Consider the following 21,772-nt stretch of genomic DNA (forward strand, 5'->3'; position numbering starts at 1 on the left):
AGGGGTGACGAGACTCAGCCGGGGATCCGGCGCGCGGTCGCCGCCGAACGGACGGCGATCCGGGCTTCGCGACGTGCGGTCCGGACGGCACGGCGTACCGACCGTCGGGAGTGGCCGATCCGGTGACCGGCCCGCCACCGCAGTCCCGGCTTCCCCTCGGTGTCCGCCGCGGCGAGCAACAGCCCACCGAGGAGACCGAGGTTCTTCAGGAAGTGAATCTGGTTGTTGGTCCGCGCCGCCGGGTCGTCGTTACGCCAGAAGGGATGCCCGGCGAGGGTGACCGGCACCAACGTGCCCGCCAGCACCAGCGCCGCCGGCCGGGTGAACCTCCCGGTGGCCAGCATCAGCCCGGCGCCGAACTGGACGGCGGCGTTGGCGCGGATCAGGCTCACCGTGTCGGTGGGGATGCGGGCGTCGGCACGTTGCAGCAGCGGCGCCACCCGGTCGGTGACCGGCTGCGCCGCCGGCACCAGACGTTCGGGGCTGGTGAAGTTGCGGGCGCCGCTGACCACGAAGATGCCGCTCAACATGGCGCGGGCGAGGGATCGTACGGGCGTCATGGAACAGTCATACCCCGTCCGTGAGCTCGACATGCCCCGCAACGGCCCATCTCGATCGATCGGGTGGGCCGGATGGCCCGAGTGGCGACACGCCACGCCGATTCCAGCGACCGTCACTGATGGATGCGCCACGCGCGGTAACCTCCCCGCGTGACGACGCTGCGGCTCCGACCCGAGGACCCGGCAGACACCGGCGCGGTCCGCCGGGTACTGGCCGCCGCCTTCGCCCGCCCCGACGTGACCACCCCGCCGGAGGTACGCCTCGTCGACGAACTGCGGGCCGGCGACGCGTGGCTCCCGAACCTGGCGATGGTCGCCGAGTACGGCGGTGAGATCGTCGGCTACGCCCTGCTGACCCGGGTTCGGGTCTGCGCGGACGGGGTCAACGCCCCGGCGCTGGTGCTCGGACCGGTGGCGGTGGCACCGCACCGGCAACGGATCGGGCTCGGTGGCGCGGTGGTGCAGGCCGCTCTGGAAGCGGCCACGGAACTCGGCGAGCGGCTGGTCGTGGTGCTCGGCGACCCGGGCTACTACCGGCGCTTCGGCTTCAGTCGAGCCGACCGGATGGGCCTGACCAGTCCCTGGTCCGGTCTGGGTGAGCCATGGCAGGCCTTGGTCCTCCCGCCGACCACCTCGGGCGAGCCGGCCGCCCCACGGGGTGAGGTGGTCTTCCCGCCCCCGTGGTCCAAGGTCTGACCCGCCCCACCTCACCTGCCTCCGCGATCATGGAGTTGTGGTCGTGCTCGATGCAGGATCGAGTGGTGTCACCCTCGCCCCGAGACCACTCGATCCCGGATCGAGCGTGATCTCGCGGCGATGTTGGCAGGTCGGGTCAGGCGGGTTGGGTGCGCAGGTAGCGACCGAAGTGCGGGACGGTGAAGGCAACCGTGCCGCGTTCCCCGGAGTAGATCAAGCCCTTCTTGATCAGGGCGTCCCGGGCCGGGGAGAGGCTGGCGGGCTTGCGGCCGAGGGCACGGGCGATCTCGGCGGTCGGCACCGCGGCGTCCATGTCGTCCCGGCCGCCTCCGTCGGCTGCCCCCTCGACCAGGGAGAGCGTCGCCATCGCCCGCATGTACTCGCGCTCGGCGGGAGTGGCCCGCTCGAAACGCGAACCGAAGAACCCCACCGCCAGCTCCGCTTCGGCCTCCGGTGCGGCCACCCGTACGTCGGCGGCGGTGATCGGTGACCGGGGGGCGTGGTCCCAGGTCGCCTTCCCGTACGCCTGGACGAAGTACGGGTACCCGCCGGACTTCTCGTAGAGCAGGTCGAGCGCCTTCGCCTCGTACTCCACGTCCTCCCGCTCGGCCGGTGCGCAGAGTGCCTGGTCGGCGGCGATGCGGTCGAGCCGGTCGATGCGTTGGTAGCGGAACAGCCGCTCGGAGTACGACTTGGCGGCGCTCAGCACCGCCGGCAGGTGCGGCAGGCCGGCACCGACCACGATCAGCGGTGCGCCGAGTTGGGAGAGTTCGTGGCAGGCCGCGCAGAGTGCGGAGACGTCCTCCGGCCCGAGGTCCTGCATCTCGTCGATGAAGACGGCGACGCCGGTGCCGACGTCGCTGGCCACCGAGGCGGCGTCGGTGAGCAGCTCGACCAGGTCGATCTCGATGTCGCCGGAGTCGGCCCGGCCGGTGGCCGCCGGTACGTCGATGCCGGGCTGCCACCGGTCGCGCAGCTTGGCGGCACCGGCGCGACCGGTCGGGGCACCCCGTTGGGCGAAGGCTTTGAGTATCCCGAGGAACGCGTCGATCCGGTCCGGTGCGCGATGCCGTGGGGCCAGTTCCCGGACGGCCATGTGCAGGGCGGCAGCGATCGGCCGGCGTAGCGACTGGTCCGGGCGGGCCTCGATCTTGCCGCTGCCCCAGAGGCTGTTGATCGCCTGCGAGCGCAGCGTGTTCAGCAGCACGGTCTTGCCGACGCCCCGCAACCCGGTGAGCATCAGACTCCGCTCCGGACGCCCCCGGGCGATGCGTTCCAGCACGATGTCGAAGACGTCCAGCTCCCGCCCCCGCCCGGCCAGTTCGGGCGGGCGCTGACCAGCGCCCGGGGCGTACGGGTTGCGGACCGGATCCACGAATCGCACAGTATCGGGCCGTCTAGGCGGGAGGCTAGACATGGATAGACGGGGCTACCGGCGTGTTGCCGGTCGAGCCAAAACTAGTGCTGTCTAGCGTCCATGCTAGACAGCACTAGTTTTACCGATCGTCGAGACCGGGCGTGAGGTCAGCCGCGCTGCTTGAGGCAGAGCACGAAGTCCAGCGAGTCCAGCTCGCTGTCGTAGAAGTACCAGTTGGTGTAGCCGTCGACCGGCGCACACTTCGCCTCGGCGTCCCGCTCCCCGCTGGTCTTGCCGTCGAAGCGGCGCAGCACCTCGTACGACTTCGGCGCGCACTCGCTGATCACCAGCTTGGGTTTGCCACCGGCGGGGCCCTCGTTGCGTACGCACTGGCCCGGCTCGACGAACCGAGGATCGGTGGACGAGGCGTCCGACGGCGAGCTGGCCGGCTCCTCGTCCTCGTCGTCCGGCCCGGACGGGGTCACCGGTGCCTCCTCGGGCGTGGGAGCGGCCACCGGCGTCGGCGTCTCGTTGTCCTGCCCGAGCAGATAGAACGCGGTCGCGCCGCCGAGCACGAGCACCAACACCGTCGCCAGCACCGCGAAGATCCGGCCCCGACCGCGCCCGCGCTCCGGCACCGGCTGCCCCGCGTACGCGGTCTCCGCCGCGCCGTCCTGATAGGCCGGGTACGTCGCGGTGTCCTGCGAGTCGGCTCCGTGGCCCGCCTCGTGTCCACTGCCCGGGTACTGCGGCCCGCTCGTCCCCGGACCGTAGCCGCCACCGTAGGGCTGGTCACCGCCGTAGGTGTGGCCGCCAACGTAGGGCTGGCTGCCACCGTAGGACTGGCCACCGCCATGGCCCTGCCCGCCGCTGCCGTAAGGCTGCCCGCCGTGGGACCGCCCGTCGCCGTAGCCCTGACCGCCGTAGGGCTGCCCGTCGCCGTAGCCCTGACCGCTGTACCCCTCATCATGGCCCGGCTCGTGCCACGGCGAAGGACCGCCGCCCCCCGGTGGTCCGTAGTTCGCCATGCACGCACTCCTGAAGCCGTGGGTGGAATCGGTGGGCCGAAGCCGGTCGTCGCCCACGTCACCGTAGCGCGTGACCGTCTCACTGATCGTCCGTACGCGATCACGGACCGGTCACTGCGGCCGCCGCCCCACCCGCTCCGCGGAGGGCGGGGCGGGTCGGCGGCCGCTCAGATGAGCCGGAGCTGATGGTCCTTCGGTCGACGAGGTCCGGCGCTGTCGCCGAGTCGTTCGAAGAGGCCGGCGTCGATCACGTCGAGGAACGGAGACGGTCGGCAGTCGCGTTCCGACCCGTGCCGGACCCGGCGTGCCGCGTGGCTGACGTAGAGCCGGTCCTGTGCCCGGGTCAGCCCGACGAAGAACAACCGTCGCTCCTCGGCGATCGCCTCGTCGTCCGGGGTGGTACCCGGCCAGCGCAACGGCAGCAGTCCGTCCTCGGCCCCGACCAGGAAGACCACCGGGAACTCCAGGCCCTTGGCGGCGTGCAGGGTCAGCAGGGTGACCGCCTCGGCACGGGGGTCGAGCGCGTCCACCTCCGCCCCGGTGGCGAGCTGGGACAGGAACATCTCCAGGTCGTCACCGCAGCGGCGGGCCAGCGGGGTCAGCAGGTCGACCGCAGTTCGCACGTCCTCCGGCCGGACCCCGTGCGAGCCGTCGAGGGTGGGGGTGGCGAACCGCTCCGCGAGCGACTGGCCGGCGAGGCGTACCCGGGCGGGCAGTGCGCCGTCGACACCGGTGACGTGCCGCAGCTCGCGGGCGATGGCCATCACGCCGGGCCGGTCCCGCAGCCGGTCGTGCGATCGCTTCTGCACCGGGACGTTGGCCCGGGCCAGGGCGTCCACGATCGGCGCGGCCTGCGAGTCGGTGCGGTAGAGCACCGCGATGTCGGAGAAGGACAGCGTGCTCGACCGGCCGTCGATGCGCCCGGAGTCCAGCGACCGGTGGGACAGCCCGCCGACCAACTCGTCGACGGTGCGTACCACGAAGTCGGCCTCGTCGGCGACGGACGCCGCGGCGTACCGTCCGACCAGCGGGGCCTCCGGGTCGAGCCGGGCCGGGTCCAGCCGGCGTCCCCGGACCAGCGACGACGGCGCGATGGCCTGCACGGCGGCGGCCAGGATCGGCGCCGAGGACCGGTAGTTGCGGTTCAGCCGGACCAGGCGGGCGTCGGTGAAGTCCTGGGAGAAGCGCAGGAAGTATCCGACGTCGGCGCCCCGGAACGAGTAGATCGCCTGGTCCGGGTCACCGATCGCGCAGAGGTTGCCGTCGGCGGGGCTGAGCAGACGCAGCAGGTCGTACTGCACGGCGTCGACGTCCTGGTACTCGTCAACGAAGATCCACTGCCAGCGGTCCCGGTAGCGCTCGACCAGCCTGCGGTCGTCGCGCAGCAGCGCCACCGGCAGGGTGAGCAGGTCGTCCAGGTCGACCATGCCCTGCTTGCGCAGCAGCGACGTGTACCGCGCCGGATCGTCCCCGGCCTCCGCGCGGGCCGCCGTCCGGTCGGCGTCGTCGGCGATCCGGAAGTCGTCCGGCAGACCGGCGGTGGCCGCGTTCTCCCGCAGGATGGTCAGTCCGAGCGAGTGGAACGTGCCCACGGTGACGTCCTCGGCGACCGGTCCGAGCAGCCCGTCGAGTCGGTGCCGCAGTTCCTCGGCGGCGCGTCGGGTGAAGGTGATCGCCAGGCACCGCTCGGGGAAGACGTTCAGCTCCGCGCAGAGGTACGCGATCCGGTGGGTCAGCGTTCGGGTCTTGCCGGTGCCCGGTCCGGCGACGATCAGCAGCGGACCGCCGGGTGCCGAGGCGGCCACCCGCTGCATCGCGTCGAGTCGGTCGAGTAGCCCGCTGCCCACCTCCTCCATGCCGGCGAGCATCGGCTCGAACGGTTCGTGCGGGGAGGGTGGCGTCGCGATCGGCGGTGCCGGGGCCGGCACGGGAGCCGCCTTGCGCTTCGGTTCCGCCTTGGCCGCCGGCCGCTTCGCCTTCGTCTCCGGGCCGCTCGACTCGGCCGGTCGCCGCTGCATGGGCACTTGCGCTGGTACGTCGAACAGCGTCTCCTGCCCGCCCGAGGCCGCACCGGCACCCAGCTCGGGCGGGTCGAAGAGGGTGATCACGCCGTACTCGCCGTCGTATCCGGGCACCCGGCGGACCTCGTCGCGGCGCAGTCGGCCGATGCCCTCCGCGAGCAGTTCGCCGCCGACCCGCCCGATGTCGTCCAACGGGGTACGCGTCAGGATGTCCAGTTCGGAGCCGAGCGCGGCGACCAGGTCGGTCAGCTTGCCCTCGACCTTCTTGGAACGCGGGCCGACCTTGTTGATCTCGCCGAGGATCTCGGCGAGCTGGATCAGGTGGGTCACCTCGGGCGCGTGTTCCGGCTGGTACCCCTCGGGTCGGTCGGCCAGGTCCTCGACCCGGCTCAGCACGCCCACCGTCAGCGCCTTGCCGCACTCCGGGCAGCGTCCGCCAGCCGCCCTGGTCCGCTCCGGCGCCCAGTTCACCCCGCACAACCGGTGGCCGTCCGCGTGGTACTTGCCCTCCTCGGGGAAGAACTCGATCGTGCCGGAGAGCCCGTCGCCGGTCCGCAGCGCCTCCCGGATGCCGAAGTAGTCCCGTTCCGAGGCGAAGACGGTCGCCTCCCGGGCCAACGCGGGCGGCGAGTGGGCGTCCGAGTTGGACACCAGCCGGTAGGCGTCCAGGCTGCCGACCCGCCAGTTCATCGCCGGGTCCGAGGAGAGCCCGGTCTCCACCGCGAAGATGTGCTCGGCCAGGTCGGCGTAGCAGTCGGCGATCGCGTCGAAGCCGGACTTCGAGCCCAGCGCGGAGAACCACGGCGTCCAGATGTGCGCCGGCACCAGGTAGCCGTCCGGGCTCGCCTCCAGCGTGATCTCCAGCAGGTCGCGGGAGTCCAGGCCGAGGATCGGGCGTCCGTCGGACCCGAGGTTGCCGATCCGGCCCAACGCGGTGTTGAACCGGCCCACCGCGTCCAGGTCCGGCAGATAGATCAGGTGGTGGACCTTGCGGGTCCGGTCGTCCCGCTTGTAGATCGTCGAGATCTCCACGCTGAGCATGAACCGGACCGGGTCGCTCTCGGCGTGACTGGAGAGCCGGGGCGGCAACCGGCGGGCGATGTCCCGCTCGGCCTCGTCGGACAATCGGTATAAACCGGGCTCGGCGGGACGCAGGGTCTCCCGCAGGTGGTCATACCAGGCGGGGTGGGTGAAATCACCGGTGCCGAGCACCGCGATGCCCTTGCGTTTCGCCCACCAGCCGAGGTTCGGCAGGGTCAGGTCACGGCTGCAGGCCCGCGAGTATTTCGAGTGGATGTGCAGATCCGCGACGAAGGGCGGGCGGCCACCGGGGGGTACGGCGTTGAACGGAGGCACGCCGCATCCTGCCATGACCGACCATGCCCGTGCGCGCCGCCACGCTCGGGCGTGAGGTTCGCTATGCCGAACGCAGTTCCACGAGAGTGACCTGAGGCTCCGCACCCACCCGCACCGGCGGGCCCCAGAAGCCGGCCCCGTTGGTCACGTAGACCTTGGTCCCGTCCACCTCGCCCAGGCCGGAGACCACCGGTTGCTCCAGCTTGACCAGCAGGTTGAACGGCACGATCTGACCACCGTGGGTGTGCCCGGACAGTTGCAGGTCGACGCCGTACTTCGCGGCCTCCATCGCGGCCACCGGCTGGTGGGCGAGGAGCACCACCGGCCGGGACGGATCCCGGTCGGCGAGGGTGGCCGCGTAGTCGGGCGGGGCGGAGACGCCGGTGCCCACGGCGCTGACGTCGTTGACGCCGGCCAGGTCGAGCACGCCACCGCGGGCGGCGATCTCCAACCGCTGGTTCTGCAGCACCCGCAGCCCGAGTCGGTCGACCTCGGCCACCCACTCCTCGACGCCGGAGTAGTACTCGTGGTTGCCGGTGACGAAGTAGCTGCCGTGCCGGGCCCGCAGGTCGCGCAGCGGGGCCGCGTCGTCGCCCAGCTCGGCCACCGTGCCGTCGACCAGGTCACCGACCACGGCGACGATGTCGGCGTCCAGGCGGTTGATCGCGGCGACGATCCGCTCGGTGTGCGCCCGCCCGGTCAGCGGCCCGATGTGGATGTCGGAGACGGTGGCGATGCGCAGGCCGTCCATGCTGCGCGGCAGCTTCGCCAGCGGGATCTGCACCCGGTCCAGTCGGGGCGGGCCCATCGCGGTCCGCACCCCGTACCCGACCAGGCCGGTGGCGGTGAGCCCGGCGAAGATCGCCGCGCCACGGGCGAGCAGCAGCCGGCGGGACGGGTCGTGGTCCGGCCCGACCGCTCCGGCGGCCGGCGGGTCACCCGCCTGGTCGGCTGCCGGAGTGGTCGCCTCGGCGTCGTCGGTGCCCGACGGGTCCGCCGGGGTCTCCGCCGGGGTGGCGCCGCCGACCCGGGCCGGCTCCGGTGCGACGGCCGCCGCCCGGCGGCGCAGCACCAGCCGCGTCACCAGCATCGGCACTTCCAGCGCGACGAGGATCACCAGCAGGTAGAACATCACCGCGAGCCAGAGGTAGCCCGGCCAGGCGAGCCAGTACATCCCGGACCGGGTGCCGATCATGGTCGCTGGTACGAGCAGCGCCAGCACCACCGCGGTGACCGTGCCGATCCGCCGCCAGCGCCCGGCGGTGGTGGTGTCCTTGACCAGCCGCTTCCAGAGGTAGAGGTGGATCAGCCCGGTGATCAGGGCAAGCGTGGCCACGAAGCCGAGTACCGCGAACACGTGTGATCCCCCTCAGCCACCGGCGAAGGGAGGCAGGACGTCGATCGTCGCTCCGGCCGGCAGCGGCTGCTTCCGATCATGACAGGTGACGCCGTCGACCAGAAAACTCGCCACCTTGAGCACCGGCACCAGTCGCGCGCCGTGCCGGTCGGACAGCTCTGCCAGCACCTCGTCCAGCGACCGCCCGGCGGTGGTGGTCTCCTCGGCGCGACCGGCGGCGGCCCGGGCCCCGGCGAAGTAGCGGACGGTCACGGTCGCCACGGTCACCCTCCGATGGCCGACATCGGCCGGGTCGGTTGCAGGAAGGTCGGGTCGTCGATCCCGTGCCCGGCCCGCTTGCCCCAGGTCGCGGCCGTCCAGCGGCGGGCCACCTCGTCGTCGTCGGCCCCGGCCCGCAACGCGTCGCGCAGGTTCGACTCCTCGGTGGCGAACAGACAGTTGCGGATCTGGCCGTCGGCGGTGAGCCGAGTCCGGTCGCAGTCTCCGCAGAAGGGTCTGGTCACCGTGCCGATCACGCCGACCCGCGCCGGGCCGCCGTCGACCAGCCAGGTCTCGGCGGGCGCAGTGCCGCGCGCGGCCGGGTCCGGGCTCAGCGCGTACGCCGAGCGCAGCGTCGTCAGGATCTCCTCGGCGGTGACCATCGCGGCGCGGTCCCAACCGTGCTGGGCGTCCAGCGGCATCTGCTCGATGAACCGCAGCTCGTAGCCGTGGTCGAGGGCGAAGCGGAGCAGTGCCGGTGCCTCGTCGTCGTTGACGCCCCGCATCAGCACCGCGTTGACCTTGACCGGGGTCAGCCCGGCGTCGGCGGCACCGGCCAGACCGGCCAGCACGTCGGAGAGCCGGTCGCGCCGGGTGAGCCGGGTGAAGCGCTCACGGTCCAGGGTGTCCAGCGAGACGTTCACCCGGTCCAGCCCGGCCTCGCGCAACGCTGGAGCCAGCCGGTGCAGTCCGATGCCGTTCGTGGTCAGCGAGAGCCGGGGACGCGGGTCGAGTGCGGCAGCGGCCGCGACGATGTCGACCAGACCCGGGCGGATCAGCGGCTCGCCGCCGGTGAACCGGACCTCGGTCACGCCGAGTCGGCACACCGCCACCCGGATCAGCCGGACCACCTCGTCGTCGGTGAGCAACTGCGGCCCGGCCAGCCAGGGCAGCCCTTCGGCGGGCATGCAGTACGTACAGCGCAGGTTGCACTTGTCGGTCAGCGAGACCCGCAGGTCCCGGGCGACGCGGCCGTACCGGTCGACGAGGGCGCCGGCGGTCGGCGGGGCGACGGTCACCCGTCGACCGTAGCGCGCTCGGCCCCGCTCAGGGCCGCCCGGGCGGCGCGCACGACCGAATCCCGGTACCCGCTGCCGAACAGGGCGGTGTGCACCAGCAGCAGGTGCAACTGGTGCAGCGGCACCCGATGCCGCCAGCCGTCGGCCAACGGCCAGGTCTCGCCGTACGCGGCCAGGATCCGGTCCGCGTACGGTGCCCCGCCGAAGAGCGCTAGCTGGGCGAGGTCGGTCTCCCGGTGCCCACCGTGCGCGGCCGGGTCGACCAGCCAGACCCGGTCGTCGGCGCCCCAGAGCAGGTTGCCGGGCCAGAGGTCGCCGTGGATGCGGGCGGGCGGCTCGTCGCCGCCGAACTCGTCGATCCGGGTCACGACCTGCTCGACGAGCGCGGCGGCGGTGGCGTCCAGGGCGCCTCCGTCGACCGAGCGACGCAGGTAGGGCACGATCCGGGCCTGCGCGAACCAGACCGGCCAGGGACCGTCGTGCGGGGTGTTGTCCGCCGACAGCGCGCCGACGAAGCCCGGCCAGCGTGCCCCGAATGCGGACGCTCCGGCCCGGTGCATCTCGGCCAGCTCACGCCCGAAGCGGTCGGCCGCCGCCCGCTGGGGTTCGCCCGGCTGCACCCACTCCAGCGCGAGCAGGTCGGGCAGCGCCACCAGCACCTCCGGTACGGCGACCGCGCCGGCCTCCCGTAACCAGCGCAGCCCGGCCGCCTCGGTGGCGAAGAAGTCCTCCGGCACCTGCCGGTCGGCGTGCTCCGGCCAGGTCTTGGCGAACACCGAGTGCCCGTCGTCCAGCGTCAGGCGGCTGGCGGCGCAGATGTCGCCGCCGCTCACCGGCGTCTCCCGGATCCGCTGATGGGTCAGGAAGGTCGGCAACTGCTCCGGGTGCGCCCGCAGGTACGCCAGATCCATCCCCGCAAGGTATCCCTTCGGGTGTAAGGAGGGGTCCCCTACTAACGCCTCGTGTATAGGAAGGGTCCCTTCCTAACATCCGTGCTCGGGTGCGGGGGAGCAGGCGGATCGCGTTGAGCTGGGCGAATACGTAGGGTGACTGTGGATAACCCGCGTGTCGTCCACAGGGGCAGCGGCGGGAACCGGGCGGCTCGCAAGCTGCCCTCATGAATTCCACGGACCTGCCCCGGCTCACCGTCAGATCGCCCGCCGACCTCATCGCGGCCGTGCCGTACCTGCTCGGCTTCCACCCCACCGACAGCGTCGTGGTGGTGGCGCTGGCGGGCTCGCGGATCGTCTTCGCCGCCCGGACGGACCTGCCCGGCGAAGGTGATCCGCGTGAGTCGGCGGAGCACATCGCCGCGGTGACCGCGCGGCAGGGCGCCGATTCGGCCACGGCGATCGGGTACGGCCCGGCGGTCCGGGTCACTCCGGCCGTGGACGCGGTCCGGGGCGCGCTTGCCGACGCCGGGCTCACCGTCCTGGACGCGTTACGGGTCACCGGTGACCGATGGTGGTCGTACGTCTGTCAGGAGCCGGAGTGCTGCCCGCCCGAGGGCACCCCGTACGACCCGAAGGCCAGTGCGGTGCCGGCCGCGGCGGTCTTCGCCGGCCAGGTCGCGTTGCCTGACCGGGCCGCTCTCGCCGCGGCGGTGGCCCCGGTCGAGGGGCCGGAGATGCGGCGCGCCGCCGAACGGGCCGACCGGCGACTCGCCGACCTGCTGGCGGAGGCACCCCCGGCCGACCTGCTCGGCGGTCGGGCGCTGCGGACGGCCGGGGTGGCGGCGCTGCGGGCCACCCGACGCCGTCACCGCGACGGCGAGCCGTTGACCGACGACGAGGTGGCGTGGCTCTGCCTGCTGCTGACCCACCTGCCGGTGCGGGACCACGCCTGGGAACGCACCGACGGGCGGGACGAGGACGTGGCGTTCTGGACCGAGATGATGCGCCGGACCGAGCCGGACCTGTCCGCCGCGCCCGGTGCCCTGCTCGCGTTCGCCGCCTGGCGCGCGGGGCAGGGCGCGCTGGCAGCGGTGGCGTTGGAGCGGGTGCTGGCCGAGCACCCGGACTACTCGCTCGGCCTGCTGCTGGACGACCTGCTCCGCCGGGGAGTGCCGCCGTCACGCCTGGACGGTTGGCCGAAATCGCCGAAGGCGCTGCGGCGGGGCAGGCGTCGCTCCGGCCGCCGCCGCCCACGATGATATACAAGAAGTCTTGTACGTCATTTCTTGTACGTCTAAGGTGGCGACATGTCGAACGACGAGACCGTGCTGCACCTGACCGACCCCCGTGCCATGCGGGCCCTCGCCCACCCCACCCGGCTTCGGCTCCTCGGCGAACTGCGGCTGCGGGGGCCGCAGAGCGTCGGGATGCTCAGCGACGTCGTCGACGAGGCGGTCGGCTCGGTCAGCTACCACCTGAGCAAACTCGCCGAGCACGGCTTCGTGCGGGAGGCTCCGGAGTGCGCGCGCAACCGCCGAGAACGGTGGTGGCGAGCCGCGCACGCCACCACCTCCTGGGAGCCACTGGAGGCACTGGACGACCCGGAGCGGAAGGTCGCCTCGGACCTGTTGCGGCGTGCCGTGCTGGAGCGGTACCAGGCGGCCTTGAACGGCTACCTCGCCGCCGAGGCGACCTTCGAGCCGGAGTGGGTACGCGGCACCGCCAGCAGCGACAACGCCTACCACCTCACCGCTGCGGAACTGCGGGAACTGCGGGCCGACCTGGAGGCGCTGGCCGCGCGCTGGCAGGAGCGCAGCGACCCGGACCGCACCGACGCCCGCCCGGTCACGATGATCTATCACGCGTTCCGGCGGCCCGAATGAGCCGCCCGTCCCGCGCACCGCTGGTCGGTCTGCTGGTCGGGCACACGGTCTCGCTGACCGGCAACATGCTCACGATCATCGCGCTGCCGCTCTACGTACTCGCCGAGACCGGCTCGCCGGCCGCCACGGGCCTCACCGCTGCCGTCGCGACCGCGCCGATCGTGCTCGGTGGCGCACTGGGCGGAGTCCTGGTCGACCGGATCGGCTACCGCCGCGCGAGCGTGCTCGCCGATCTGGTCTCCTGCCTGACGGTCGCCGCGATCCCTCTCCTGCACGCCACGGTCGGACTCCCGTTCTGGGCGCTGCTCGCGCTGGTCTTCCTCAGCGGTCTGCTCGACACGCCGGGTCAGACCGCCCGGGTGGCCCTGTTGCCCGAGGCGGCCGCCGCCGCCGGCCTGCCCACCGAGCGGGCGATCGGCTGGTTCGAGGCGACCGAGCGGGGCGCCCGACTCCTCGGTGCGCCGGTGGCCGGCCTGCTGGTCGCCACCCTGGGGGCGCTGCCCGTGCTGGTCCTCGACGCGGCCACGTTCGTGCTGTCCGCAGTGGTCGTCGCCGTGCTGGTGCCGGCGAACCTCCAGCCCGGTGCCGACGAGGCCGCGACCGTCGACGGGCCAGCGACCAGCCACGACACCGGTTACTGGCGCCAGTTCGCCGCCGGCGTGCGGTTCCTGCTCGCCGAGCCCCTGTTGCGGGTCCTGGTCCTGCTGGTGTTGGTGACCAACTTCTTCGACGCGACCATGACCAACGTGCTGCTGCCCGTCGTCGCGCACCGGGACCTCGGCGGAGCGGCGGCCCTCGGGCTGCTCGTGGGTGCCATGGGCGGTGGTGCGCTGGCGGGCTCGTTGGTGTTCAGCGCCGTTGGTCACCGGCTGCCCCGCCGGGCCACCTTCGTGGTGGCCTTCGCGGTGGCCGGTCCACCGCCGTTCTGGGCGATGGCCGCCGGGCTGCCGTTGCCCGTCCTGCTCGCCGTGTTCGCCAGCGCCGGTTTCGCCGCCGGGGCGATCAACCCCATGATCGGCGCGATCAAGCTCGAACGCGTGCCGGCCCGGATGCGGGCCCGGGTGTACGGCGTGATCGGCGCGGTGGCCTGGGCCGCCATCCCGCTCGGCGCGCTCGCAGCGGGTTTCGTCAGCGAACATGCCGGCACCACGGCCACCCTCGTCGCGGCCGGCGCCGGCTACCTCCTGGTGGTCCTCACCCCGCTCCTCGGTGGCCCGTGGCGCACCATGAACCGTCCCCCGAACCCACCTCAGGAAACCGTCCCGAAGGCTCGACAGGCCACGGTGCCAGGGCAGCCGTCGGACCGGGACACCCGGATAATCACCGCATGAGCGTGCGTCCCCTGGGCCCGGCATGAGCGCCGCGCTACTGCTGTCCCTCGCAGGTCTGGCGCTCGTCGACAGCACCAGCATCGGCACCCTGTTCATCCCGGTCTGGCTGCTGCTCGCCCCGGGCCCGGTTCGCCTCGGGCGGGTGTCGACCTACCTGGGCACCATCGCCTGCTTCTACTTCCTGGTCGGGTTGCTGCTCTATTTCGGCGGCAGCGGGCTGGCCGAGATGCTGGGCGGCGCGCTGGACAACCGGCCGGTGCTGTGGGGGCAGCTCGCGCTCGGTGTCGGGTTGTTCGTGCTGAGCTTCCGCTACGACGGCAAACGCGGCGGTGGCGGCGGTCGGGTGTTGCGGTGGCGGGACCGGGCGACGTCCGGTGACTCGTCGGCCCGTTGGCTGGTCGGGTTGGCGGTGTTCGCCGCGCTGGCCGAGGTGGCGACCATGCTGCCGTACCTCGGTGCCCTGGGTCTGCTCACCACCTCCGGTCTGGGTGTGCCGCAGGTGATCGCGTTGTTGGCGGGATACTGCCTGGTCATGATCCTGCCGGCGCTGGTGCTGCTGGGCGCGCGGGTGGCGTGGCCGAGGCGGATCGAGCCACTGCTCGCCCGCCTCAACGCGTGGATCGTGCGGTCGTCGGGCAGCATGCTGGGCTGGATCCTGGGCATCGCGGGTTTCCTCATCGCACGGGACGCCGCCGTCCGGCTGGAACTGTTCGAGCTGCTGGCCAACCGCTGAGCTTCGGTAGGACGCCGCTTGCTGGGTGCCGCGCGGCCGCCGTTCGCTGAGCTCCGGGCTGTACCTCAGCGCCGGGCGGCGGGCCGTACACCTCAGCGCCGGGTGGGCGGTCTCGCCCGACGCGGCGGTCAGCCGGTCACCCGGTGGGCACCGGTGTAGATGTTCATCGTCCGTCCGCGCAGGAAGCCGACCAGGGTGAGCCCGGCTTCGGCAGCCAGGTCGACCGCGAGCGTGCTCGGTGCCGACACCGCCGCGAGCAGCGGCAGCCCGGCCATCCACGCCTTCTGGGTCAGCTCGAAACTGGCCCGGCCGGAGACCAGCAGCAGGTGCCCGGCCAGCGGCAGCCGACGTTCGCGGAGCGCCCAGCCGATCACCTTGTCCACCGCGTTGTGTCGGCCGACGTCCTCGCGCAGCACCAGCAACTCGCCGTCGGCGGAGAACAGTCCCGCCGCGTGCGACCCGCCGGTACGGTCGAAGCCCCGCTGACCGGCCCGTAGGCGCTCCGGGAGTTCGGCCAGCATCTCGGCGGGGACGGCGAGCGGGTCGGCGGCCACGTCGAACCGGGACCGGGTACGGACCGCGTCGATGCTCGCCTTGCCGCAGACCCCACAGGCACTGGTGGTGTGGAAGTGCCGGGTCGTGTCGGTGCCGGGAGACGGTACGCCCGGAGCCAGCGTCACGTCGACCACGTTGTAGGTGTTCGGCGTCTCGGTGCCGGCACACAGTTGCGCGGTGGACACGTCGTCCGTCGAGCGGATCAGCCCCTCGGTGAACAGGAAGCCGAGCGCCAGATCCAGGTCGGCGCCGGGGGTCCGCATGGTGACCGAGAGCGGGCGGCGTCGGTCCGGCCCGGCCGGCCCGACCCGGATCTCCAGCGGCTCCTCGGCGGCGAGTGTGTCCGGTCGGCGTACCCGGATCCGTCCGGTGTCCGTCGCGTCGAGGTCGACGCGGAGCACCCCGCGTCGGTCACTGGCCCGTCCCACCCCGCCATCCTGCCCCGCCCGCACACCCCACCGCATCCGGCCACCCCGCCCGGCCGCCCGGCCGCACCGCCACCCGGCCGCACCGTCACCCGGCCGCCCGGCCGCACCGTCACCCGGCCGCCCGGCCGCACCGTCACCCGGCCGCCCGGCCGCACCGTCACCCGGCCGCCCGGCCGCACCGCCACCCGGCCGCCCGGCCGTACCGGCCGCACGGCTGGCCGGTGGCAGCGCCGGAAACGGCCACCCCGCCCGGGCGCCTCGCCCGGCGACCTCTGGCGGGCGGCAGTGCCGGAGAGGGCCGAGCCGTGCGGGTTACCGTGATCCGGTGATGGCGTACGCGGCGATCGTGCTCGCGGGTGGGGCGGCGCGCCGGATGGGTGGGCGGGACAAGCCGGCGCTGCCCGTTGGTGGCGTACCGATGCGCGAGCGGGTGCTCGCGGCCGTCGCCGACGCGACGCCCCGCATCCTGGTCGGTCCCGGGCCGGCCCCGGCGGGGGTGCTCCCGGTCCGGGAGTCGCCGCCCGGTGGCGGGCCGGTCGCCGCCACCGCAGCCGGACTGGCCCTGCTCGACCCGGGGGTACCGGTCGTCGCGCTGCTCGCCGCCGACCTGCCGCTGTTGACGCGGCCCGCCGTCGGTGAACTGTTGCGCCAACTGGGCACGCCACCGAACGCCCCACCGGGCACGCCGCCGAACACCCCACCGGGCACGCCACTGGACATGCCACCGCAGGTGGACGGGGTGTGTTTCGTGGACGCCTCGGGACGGCGGCAGACGTTGTGCGGGGTGTGGCGTACCGACGCTCTGCGTGCGGCGCTGGACCGGCTCGCCGGACGGCACGCCGGAGCGCCGCTGCGGGAGCTGCTCGCCGGGCTCACCGTGCGCGAGGTGACGTGGTCCGGTGGCGGACCACCGCCGTGGTTCGACTGCGACACTGACGGTGACGTACGCCGGGCGGAGGAGTGGGCGCGATGACGGTGCTGGACGACTGGGTCACGGCGGTCTGCGCGGAACTGGGGCTGGAACCTGCCCAGGTGCCGGTGCCGACCGTGCTCGACCTGGCCCGGGACGTGGCCCACCAGGTGGTGCGTCCGGGTGCCCCGGTCACCGCGTACCTGCTCGGGCTGGCCGTGGGGCGCGGCGCCGATCCGGTCGCGGCGGCGGCCCGGCTCGCCGACCTGGCCGGCACCTGGCCGGTGGAGTTGGGCGGCGACCGGCCGACCGACTGACCGCAACCGAGGGGGCTGTCCGATCACAGTCCGGGCCGCGCCGACCGATACGGCGGCTGGGTAGGGTGACCGGAACGGACGGAGGCGATCATGACGGCAGACCACCCCTCGGCGCCGCCCGGCACGCCGGCGCATCACCACGAGTCGATCCTGCTCGACGAGCCGACCACGGCCGACCTGCGGGCGAAGGTGACCCAGGCGTGGCGGGAGTTCGCGAGGGCGCTGGCCGACCGGCTGGTCGACCTGCCGGCGGGGGCGTGTGTGGAGCTGACGCTCGACCCGACCGCCTCGGGCACGGACGACGCGATCTACTCCGTCGGGGCCGACGTCGGCACGGACGGCCGACTCAACGCGCGCGCGGTCGGCAACGCCACCCTGCCGCAGGGTTACCGGCTGGACCGCGCGGCCGTCGCCGACATGGTCGCGCTGGGCTGGTCGCCGCCGGGCGTGGTGGAGGGCTCCGGTGACCAGTTCGGCCTGCACTGCGGGGTCGACGAGGCCACCCGGCTGGCGGCGGTGCTCTCCCGTACGCTGCGGGACATCTATGGTGCGCCGCATCCCGCGTTCCTGGTCTATCAGATCGAGGACGCCGAGGGTGAGCCGCTTGCGGGTGCCCCGCTGGGTACGGCGCGCAGCGAGTTCGGCCTGGTGCGGGAGATCGGCACCGAGCTGGAGGAGGCGCTGGCCGCCGCCGGTGGGGACAGCCCGGAGACCGAGGTGCTGGACCTGGCCGAGCGGGTACGCACGGTCGTCTCCACCATGCTCAAGTCGGACTCGGACCGGGTCCAGGTCGACTCCGACGGCGACATCAACATCCGCGCGGGCTCGGCGATGGTCTTCGTCCGGGTCCGGGACAACCCGCCGCTGGTCGACGTTTTCTCCCCGGTCCTCACCGAGGTCGAGCCCACCGAGCGGCTGTACGTCAAGCTTTCCGAGCTGACCAACCGGATGCCGATCGGGCGGCTCTACTGTGCCGACGACACCGTGTGGGCCTCGATCCCGGTCTTCGGCCGGAACTTCCAACCCACCCACCTGATGCTGGCCGTGCAGGTGATGACCGGTCTGGCGGACGAGTTGGACGACCGCCTGCACGGCGAGTTCGGTGGCAAGCGCTTCTTCGGTGAGGGGGACAAGCCGGGACGGGGTGAGCACCGCACCGGCATGTACCTCTGACCGTCGGCCGTTCCGATTCGGCGTGCGGTAGGGGCGGGTGGGACCCGGAAACCCCGAGAAACCGGGCCCCACCCGCGTGGGAGGAAAGTTCAGGTCGTCGCGATCCAGCCGATGCTGCGTGCGGTGGTCGGGTCGGTGGCGCGCAGGCCGGTGTCGGAGACGGTCCAGAGCACGTCACCGATCACCAGCGACCGGCGTACCGGAGCCCCCATCCGCCGACCCTCGCGGTCCGTCGCCGGGTGGGTCACCTCGCCGATCTCGCGGATGGTGTCGCCGCCGACGCGCAGCAGCCGGATGCCGGCGTCCACCGGCAGGGCCACCAGACCGCTGTCCGGCCGGTACAGGAAGGCGTGCGGGTCGTGCTCGGCACCGGACCATCCCCGGGGCAGGTGCCACTGATCCAGCCGGTACGGGCGGCCCGGATCGCGTACGTCGAAGAGGGACACCTGTACGCCCTGGGTCCGACCCCGCGTGTCTGCCTCCTGGCCGACCCCGAGCAACCGGCCCTCGGGCAGCGGGTGCAGGTAACCCGAGTACCCGGTGATCTTGAGTTCGCCGGTGACCCGGGGCGCGCCGGGGTCGGTCAGGTCGAGCGAGTAGAGCGGGTCGGTCTGCCGGAAGGTCACCACGTACGCCACCGGGCCGAGGTAGCGCACCGAGTAGATCCGTTCACCCCGGCCGAGCCCGCCGACCATTCCGGCGGGCACCAGTGATCCGCCCTCGCGGCGCAGCACCCGCACCGCGGACTCGGAGGTCCGGCCCTCTGCCCTGCCGCCCCAGACGTCGCCGGTGGTGGTGGCCACCCGCAGGTGCCCGTCCCACTCCGACAGCGCGTACTGGTTGATCAGCCAGCCGGGCACGGTGCCCGAGGCGACGAAGCGGGGACGCCCCGGGGCGGCGGTGTCGAACTGGTGGATCTCGGTGACCTCGTCGTCCGCCGATGGACGCGAGCGGGCCGGGTCGACCGCCGGACGGCGACCGGCGAGATAGAGACTGGTCGCGGTGCCGTAGACGGTGCTCGCGTCGGCGACCACGCCGACCGGGTCGCCGTCGCCGAGACGGTCGGTGGCCAGGTCGAAGCTGAGCACGGTCAGCGTCGACGTGCCGGTCATCCGTTCCGGGCGGCTCAGCCGGTCGCAGCCGATCCGCCCGGTGTGCCGTTCGGCGCCCGCCGTCCACTCGTACTCGGGCAGCCACGCCTCGATGCCCGCCCGCGCGATGACCTCACGGTTGCGTGCGGTCCGCTCCCGGTCGCTGCCGGTCCGGTCGTACGGGAACTCCAGGCGGAGTCCCGAGTTCACCACCACCCGGGCGGTCGTGCCGGTCAGCCGGGCGTCGACGGTGCGGCCCTGGACGCGGTACGTCCCCAGCACCCGGGGTGCACCGGAGAGGTCGACCAGGACCAGCCGGGTGTCGTCGAACGGGCCCCGGATCCGGCTCGCGACGCCGGTGGTCGTCGCGCGGGTGGCCTCGGTCAGGACCAGTGCCCGGTCACGGAGCAGCAGCAGTCGCTGGTCCGTCCAGCGCAGGCGCTCGTGGCCGTCGGTGAGGTCGAGTTCGCCGGTGATCTGCCGGTTGACCGGGTCGACCACCCGCAGGACGCCGCCGGTGGTCGTGACAATCCGCCGTCCGTCGGTCTTGACCAGGTCTGGCTCGTCGACGCCGACTTCGTGGTTGTTGGTGGTCGAGTGCTCCGGCGCGGCTCCCGTCGGTGCGGGAAGGGCTTCGGCACCCTTCGCCACATCGCCGGCCCCCATGGCGCCGCCCCGGTCGCTGAACGTGCGCCAGCCGCCGCCGAAGCCGTACGGGCCGACCGAGGCGGCGGCCGCCGTGCGCAGCTCGGTGAGGGCGTCCGCGCAGGAGTCGAAGGAGACCAGACCGACCGGCATCATCCGCAGCCCGTCGGTGCCGATGGGCAGTGTCACGACCGGTGGCGCCGACATACTGCCGGCGAGCAGCGCCAGCGCGATCAGCGTGCCGCCGGCTGCGGTGGCCTTGGTTCCCCGTGTCATGCGCGGTTCGACGCGGCGTCCGGCGCTCCGGTTCCCCGACCGCTGGCATCGGTCGGGGAACCGAGGTGGGCCGGTGAGCTATGTGGACGGCAGCCAGGCGAGACGCTTCCCGGTGGCCGGGTCGGACGCCTGCGCCCCGGTGAACGAAACGGTCCAGAGCACCCCGTCGACGAGCATCGCGCGGAGGACCAGCGTCTCGGAGAACCGGCCCGACTTGCCGTCGTCGTCTGGATGGGCGACCGTGCCGAGTTCGGTGATGGCGTCGCCGCTCAGCCGCAACAGGCGTAGCCCCTGACCGACGGGGAGCGCGGTCAGGCCGGTCTCCGGCTCGTGCAGGACGACCGTGCCGTCGAAGTGGTCCTCGGTCAGGTCGGGGATCCGCCACTGGGCCGACCGGTCCGGGTGGCCCGGCTCGCCGAGGTCGAGCAGGGCGAGTTGCGGGCCCTTGAACCGCCCCCGGCTGGCCTCTTCCTGCCCGGCGACGAGCAGCCGCCCGCCGGGCAGCGACTGTACGTATCCGCCGTGACCGGCGATGCTCGCGTCGCCGAGGAGCCGGGGACGGCCGGGGTCACTCAGGTCGACGACGTGTACCTGTTCGTCCTGCTTCCGGTAGCGGCCCGTCCGGGTGACCAGGTACGCGCGGTCCTCGGCGTAGTGCAGCAGGCCCGGTTCCCGCGACCGCCCGATACCGCTGACCGCGCCGGTCTCCACCATGGCGGTGTCCGCCCGGCGCAGGACCCGTACGGTCGATTCGGCGGCCGAGGTGTCCCCTGTGGTGGCTCCGGTGGTCACCAGCAGGTGCCCCTGCCGGTCCGACAGGGCGTGCGGACTCTCCGGCCAGCCGGGCACGGTGCCGGAGGCGAGGAAACGGGGCCGACCCGGCCCGTCCACGTCGAACTGGTAGACGTCGGTCTGTCGGTCCTTCGGCTGGTATCGCACGTCGGCCAGATAGAGGTCGGTGCCGGTGGCGTGGACGAGGTGGGCGTTCGCGGCGATGCTCACCGGATCGCCGTCACCGAGCCGGTCGCGGGTCAGGTCGAAGCTGAGCACGGTCACCGTCGCGGCACCGGTGGCCCGGTCGGTGCCGCTGAGTCGGTCGCAGTCGACCCGTCCACGGTGCCATTCGTCGCCGTCGTGCCACTCGAACCGGGGCAGCCAGTGGTCGATGTCGGCCTGCTCGACGGTCTTCCGGACCGTCTCCCGTCGGGACTCGTCGCTACCGTCGCCGGATCCCGGTCCGAAGCGGGCCCGGGTGCGCACCACGACGCGGGCGGTGTCGCCGGTGAGCCGACTGTCGACCAGGCTGCCCTGCAGGCGATGGACGCCGAGCACCCGGGGCGGACCGGAGAGGTCGACCAGCGTCACCTGGGCAGTGCCGCCGAGTGGCAGGCCGCTGGTGGACAGCGGGTCGCCTTCGGTCCGGCGTCCGTCGGCGTTCCAGGAACTCAGCACCAGAGCGCGGTCACCGCGCAGCACCAGCTCGGATCCGTGCAGGTGTGTCTGGCCGCGCCGTTCACCGAAGTCCAGCCGCCCGGTCTCGCGGCGGCCGGCCGGGTCGAAGACCCGCAGCACGCCCTTGGTGAGCGTGACGATCCGCCGGCCGTCGGTCTTGGTCAGGTCCGGCTCGTCGGTGTCCTGGTCGGGGCGGGTCACGGACGCGGCAGGTTCGTCGCTCCAGAGCGGCCCGGAACTCCAGCCGCGCGGTGTCCAGTTCGGGCCCTCCTCCGCGTACTCGCTGTCCTGCGGGAAGCCGTCCGGGCCGACCTGGGCGGCAGCGGCGGCCCGGAGCCCGGCCAGGGCGCTGTCACAGGAGTCGTACGCGACCAGGCCGGGCCCGGACACCGGTCGTCCGGCGGTGTCGGGGCGGGAGGTCGGCGGATCGGTG

General features: G+C 73.0%; 19 protein-coding genes. 8 read left to right on the forward strand and 11 right to left on the reverse strand.

Going from position 1 to position 21,772, the window contains the following annotated elements; all coding sequences use genetic code 11:
* Positions 1-14 precede the first annotated feature (14 nt).
* Complete coding sequence (locus tag ABT008_RS21580) at positions 15-560, reverse strand: DoxX family protein (RefSeq protein WP_350698013.1); 546 nt, start codon at positions 558-560, stop codon at positions 15-17.
* Positions 561-710: 150 nt separating this feature from the next.
* Between ABT008_RS21580 and ABT008_RS21585 the strand changes: the two genes are divergently transcribed.
* Complete coding sequence (locus ABT008_RS21585) at positions 711-1,256, forward strand: GNAT family N-acetyltransferase (protein WP_350698014.1); 546 nt, start codon at positions 711-713, stop codon at positions 1,254-1,256.
* A 136-nt stretch (positions 1,257-1,392) separates the two neighbouring features.
* Here the strand turns inward: ABT008_RS21585 and ABT008_RS21590 are convergent, their stop codons facing one another.
* The 7 genes from ABT008_RS21590 to ABT008_RS21620 all read right to left on the reverse strand — a co-directional run bounded on the left by ABT008_RS21590 (position 1,393) and on the right by ABT008_RS21620 (position 10,563).
* On the reverse strand, positions 1,393-2,631 hold the full coding sequence (locus ABT008_RS21590) for a DUF8462 domain-containing protein (RefSeq protein WP_350698015.1): 1,239 nt from the start codon (positions 2,629-2,631) through the stop codon (positions 1,393-1,395).
* 149 nt (positions 2,632-2,780) lie between these two features.
* Entirely contained in the window at positions 2,781-3,251 is a 471-nt protein-coding gene (locus ABT008_RS21595) for an LppU/SCO3897 family protein (RefSeq protein ID WP_350698103.1), read from the reverse strand.
* Between the two features lie 557 nt (positions 3,252-3,808).
* A complete protein-coding gene (locus ABT008_RS21600; RefSeq protein WP_350698016.1) occupies positions 3,809-7,018 on the reverse strand; it encodes a UvrD-helicase domain-containing protein in 3,210 nt (1,069 codons plus the stop codon).
* A 61-nt stretch (positions 7,019-7,079) separates the two neighbouring features.
* Entirely contained in the window at positions 7,080-8,375 is a 1,296-nt protein-coding gene (locus ABT008_RS21605; protein ID WP_350698017.1) for a metallophosphoesterase, read from the reverse strand.
* Between the two features lie 12 nt (positions 8,376-8,387).
* Entirely contained in the window at positions 8,388-8,642 is a 255-nt protein-coding gene (locus ABT008_RS21610) for a MoaD/ThiS family protein (RefSeq protein ID WP_350698018.1), read from the reverse strand.
* Positions 8,639-9,652 carry a GTP 3',8-cyclase MoaA gene (moaA, locus tag ABT008_RS21615; RefSeq protein ID WP_350698019.1) on the reverse strand — a complete coding sequence of 338 codons (1,014 nt, stop codon included), beginning with the start codon at positions 9,650-9,652 and terminating at the stop codon, positions 8,639-8,641. Before moaA ends, ABT008_RS21610 begins: the two co-directional genes overlap by 4 nt.
* Positions 9,649-10,563, reverse strand: a complete 915-nt coding sequence (locus ABT008_RS21620) for a fructosamine kinase family protein (RefSeq protein WP_350698020.1) — start codon at positions 10,561-10,563, stop codon at positions 9,649-9,651. The genes moaA and ABT008_RS21620 overlap by 4 nt, the downstream gene beginning before the upstream one ends.
* A gap of 206 nt (positions 10,564-10,769) precedes the next feature.
* On the opposite strand from ABT008_RS21620, the gene ABT008_RS21625 reads away from it, so the two are divergent.
* From ABT008_RS21625 to ABT008_RS21640, 4 genes are read left to right on the forward strand one after another with little or no spacing between them, the layout of a single operon-like run.
* Positions 10,770-11,804 (forward strand): DUF4192 domain-containing protein, encoded by a 1,035-nt coding sequence (locus ABT008_RS21625; RefSeq protein ID WP_350698021.1) that lies wholly within the window; start codon positions 10,770-10,772, stop codon positions 11,802-11,804.
* A gap of 48 nt (positions 11,805-11,852) precedes the next feature.
* The gene (locus tag ABT008_RS21630; RefSeq protein ID WP_350698022.1) at positions 11,853-12,428 is read left to right on the forward strand and encodes a helix-turn-helix domain-containing protein; all 576 of its coding nucleotides are present in this window, start codon (positions 11,853-11,855) and stop codon (positions 12,426-12,428) included.
* Complete coding sequence (locus ABT008_RS21635; RefSeq protein ID WP_350698023.1) at positions 12,425-13,759, forward strand: MFS transporter; 1,335 nt, start codon at positions 12,425-12,427, stop codon at positions 13,757-13,759. The genes ABT008_RS21630 and ABT008_RS21635 overlap by 4 nt, the downstream gene beginning before the upstream one ends.
* A 22-nt stretch (positions 13,760-13,781) precedes the next feature.
* A complete protein-coding gene (locus tag ABT008_RS21640) occupies positions 13,782-14,492 on the forward strand; it encodes a GAP family protein (protein WP_350698024.1) in 711 nt (236 codons plus the stop codon).
* A gap of 128 nt (positions 14,493-14,620) precedes the next feature.
* Here the strand turns inward: ABT008_RS21640 and fdhD are convergent, their stop codons facing one another.
* Positions 14,621-15,475 (reverse strand): formate dehydrogenase accessory sulfurtransferase FdhD, encoded by an 855-nt coding sequence (gene fdhD, locus ABT008_RS21645; protein WP_350698025.1) that lies wholly within the window; start codon positions 15,473-15,475, stop codon positions 14,621-14,623.
* A gap of 325 nt (positions 15,476-15,800) precedes the next feature.
* Between fdhD and mobA the strand changes: the two genes are divergently transcribed.
* The 3 genes from mobA (at position 15,801) to ABT008_RS21660 (ending at position 17,875) form a co-directional block, all read left to right on the forward strand.
* Positions 15,801-16,448 carry a molybdenum cofactor guanylyltransferase gene (gene mobA, locus ABT008_RS21650; protein ID WP_502890478.1) on the forward strand — a complete coding sequence of 216 codons (648 nt, stop codon included), beginning with the start codon at positions 15,801-15,803 and terminating at the stop codon, positions 16,446-16,448.
* Positions 16,445-16,702 (forward strand): DUF6457 domain-containing protein, encoded by a 258-nt coding sequence (locus tag ABT008_RS21655; RefSeq protein ID WP_350698026.1) that lies wholly within the window; start codon positions 16,445-16,447, stop codon positions 16,700-16,702. The genes mobA and ABT008_RS21655 overlap by 4 nt, the downstream gene beginning before the upstream one ends.
* A 90-nt stretch (positions 16,703-16,792) precedes the next feature.
* Positions 16,793-17,875: a T3SS (YopN, CesT) and YbjN peptide-binding chaperone 1 gene (locus ABT008_RS21660; protein ID WP_350698027.1), complete on the forward strand. Its 1,083-nt coding sequence runs from the start codon at positions 16,793-16,795 to the stop codon at positions 17,873-17,875.
* An 89-nt stretch (positions 17,876-17,964) separates the two neighbouring features.
* On the opposite strand, the gene ABT008_RS21665 is transcribed toward ABT008_RS21660, so the two are convergent.
* Entirely contained in the window at positions 17,965-19,887 is a 1,923-nt protein-coding gene (locus ABT008_RS21665; RefSeq protein WP_350698028.1) for a beta-propeller domain-containing protein, read from the reverse strand.
* A 78-nt stretch (positions 19,888-19,965) separates the two neighbouring features.
* Positions 19,966-21,729 (reverse strand): beta-propeller domain-containing protein, encoded by a 1,764-nt coding sequence (locus ABT008_RS21670; RefSeq protein WP_350698029.1) that lies wholly within the window; start codon positions 21,727-21,729, stop codon positions 19,966-19,968.
* Between the last annotated feature and the right edge of the window lie 43 nt (positions 21,730-21,772).

It is taken from the genome of Micromonospora sp. NPDC002389 (assembly GCF_040296095.1).
GTDB lineage: Bacteria > Actinomycetota > Actinomycetes > Mycobacteriales > Micromonosporaceae > Micromonospora.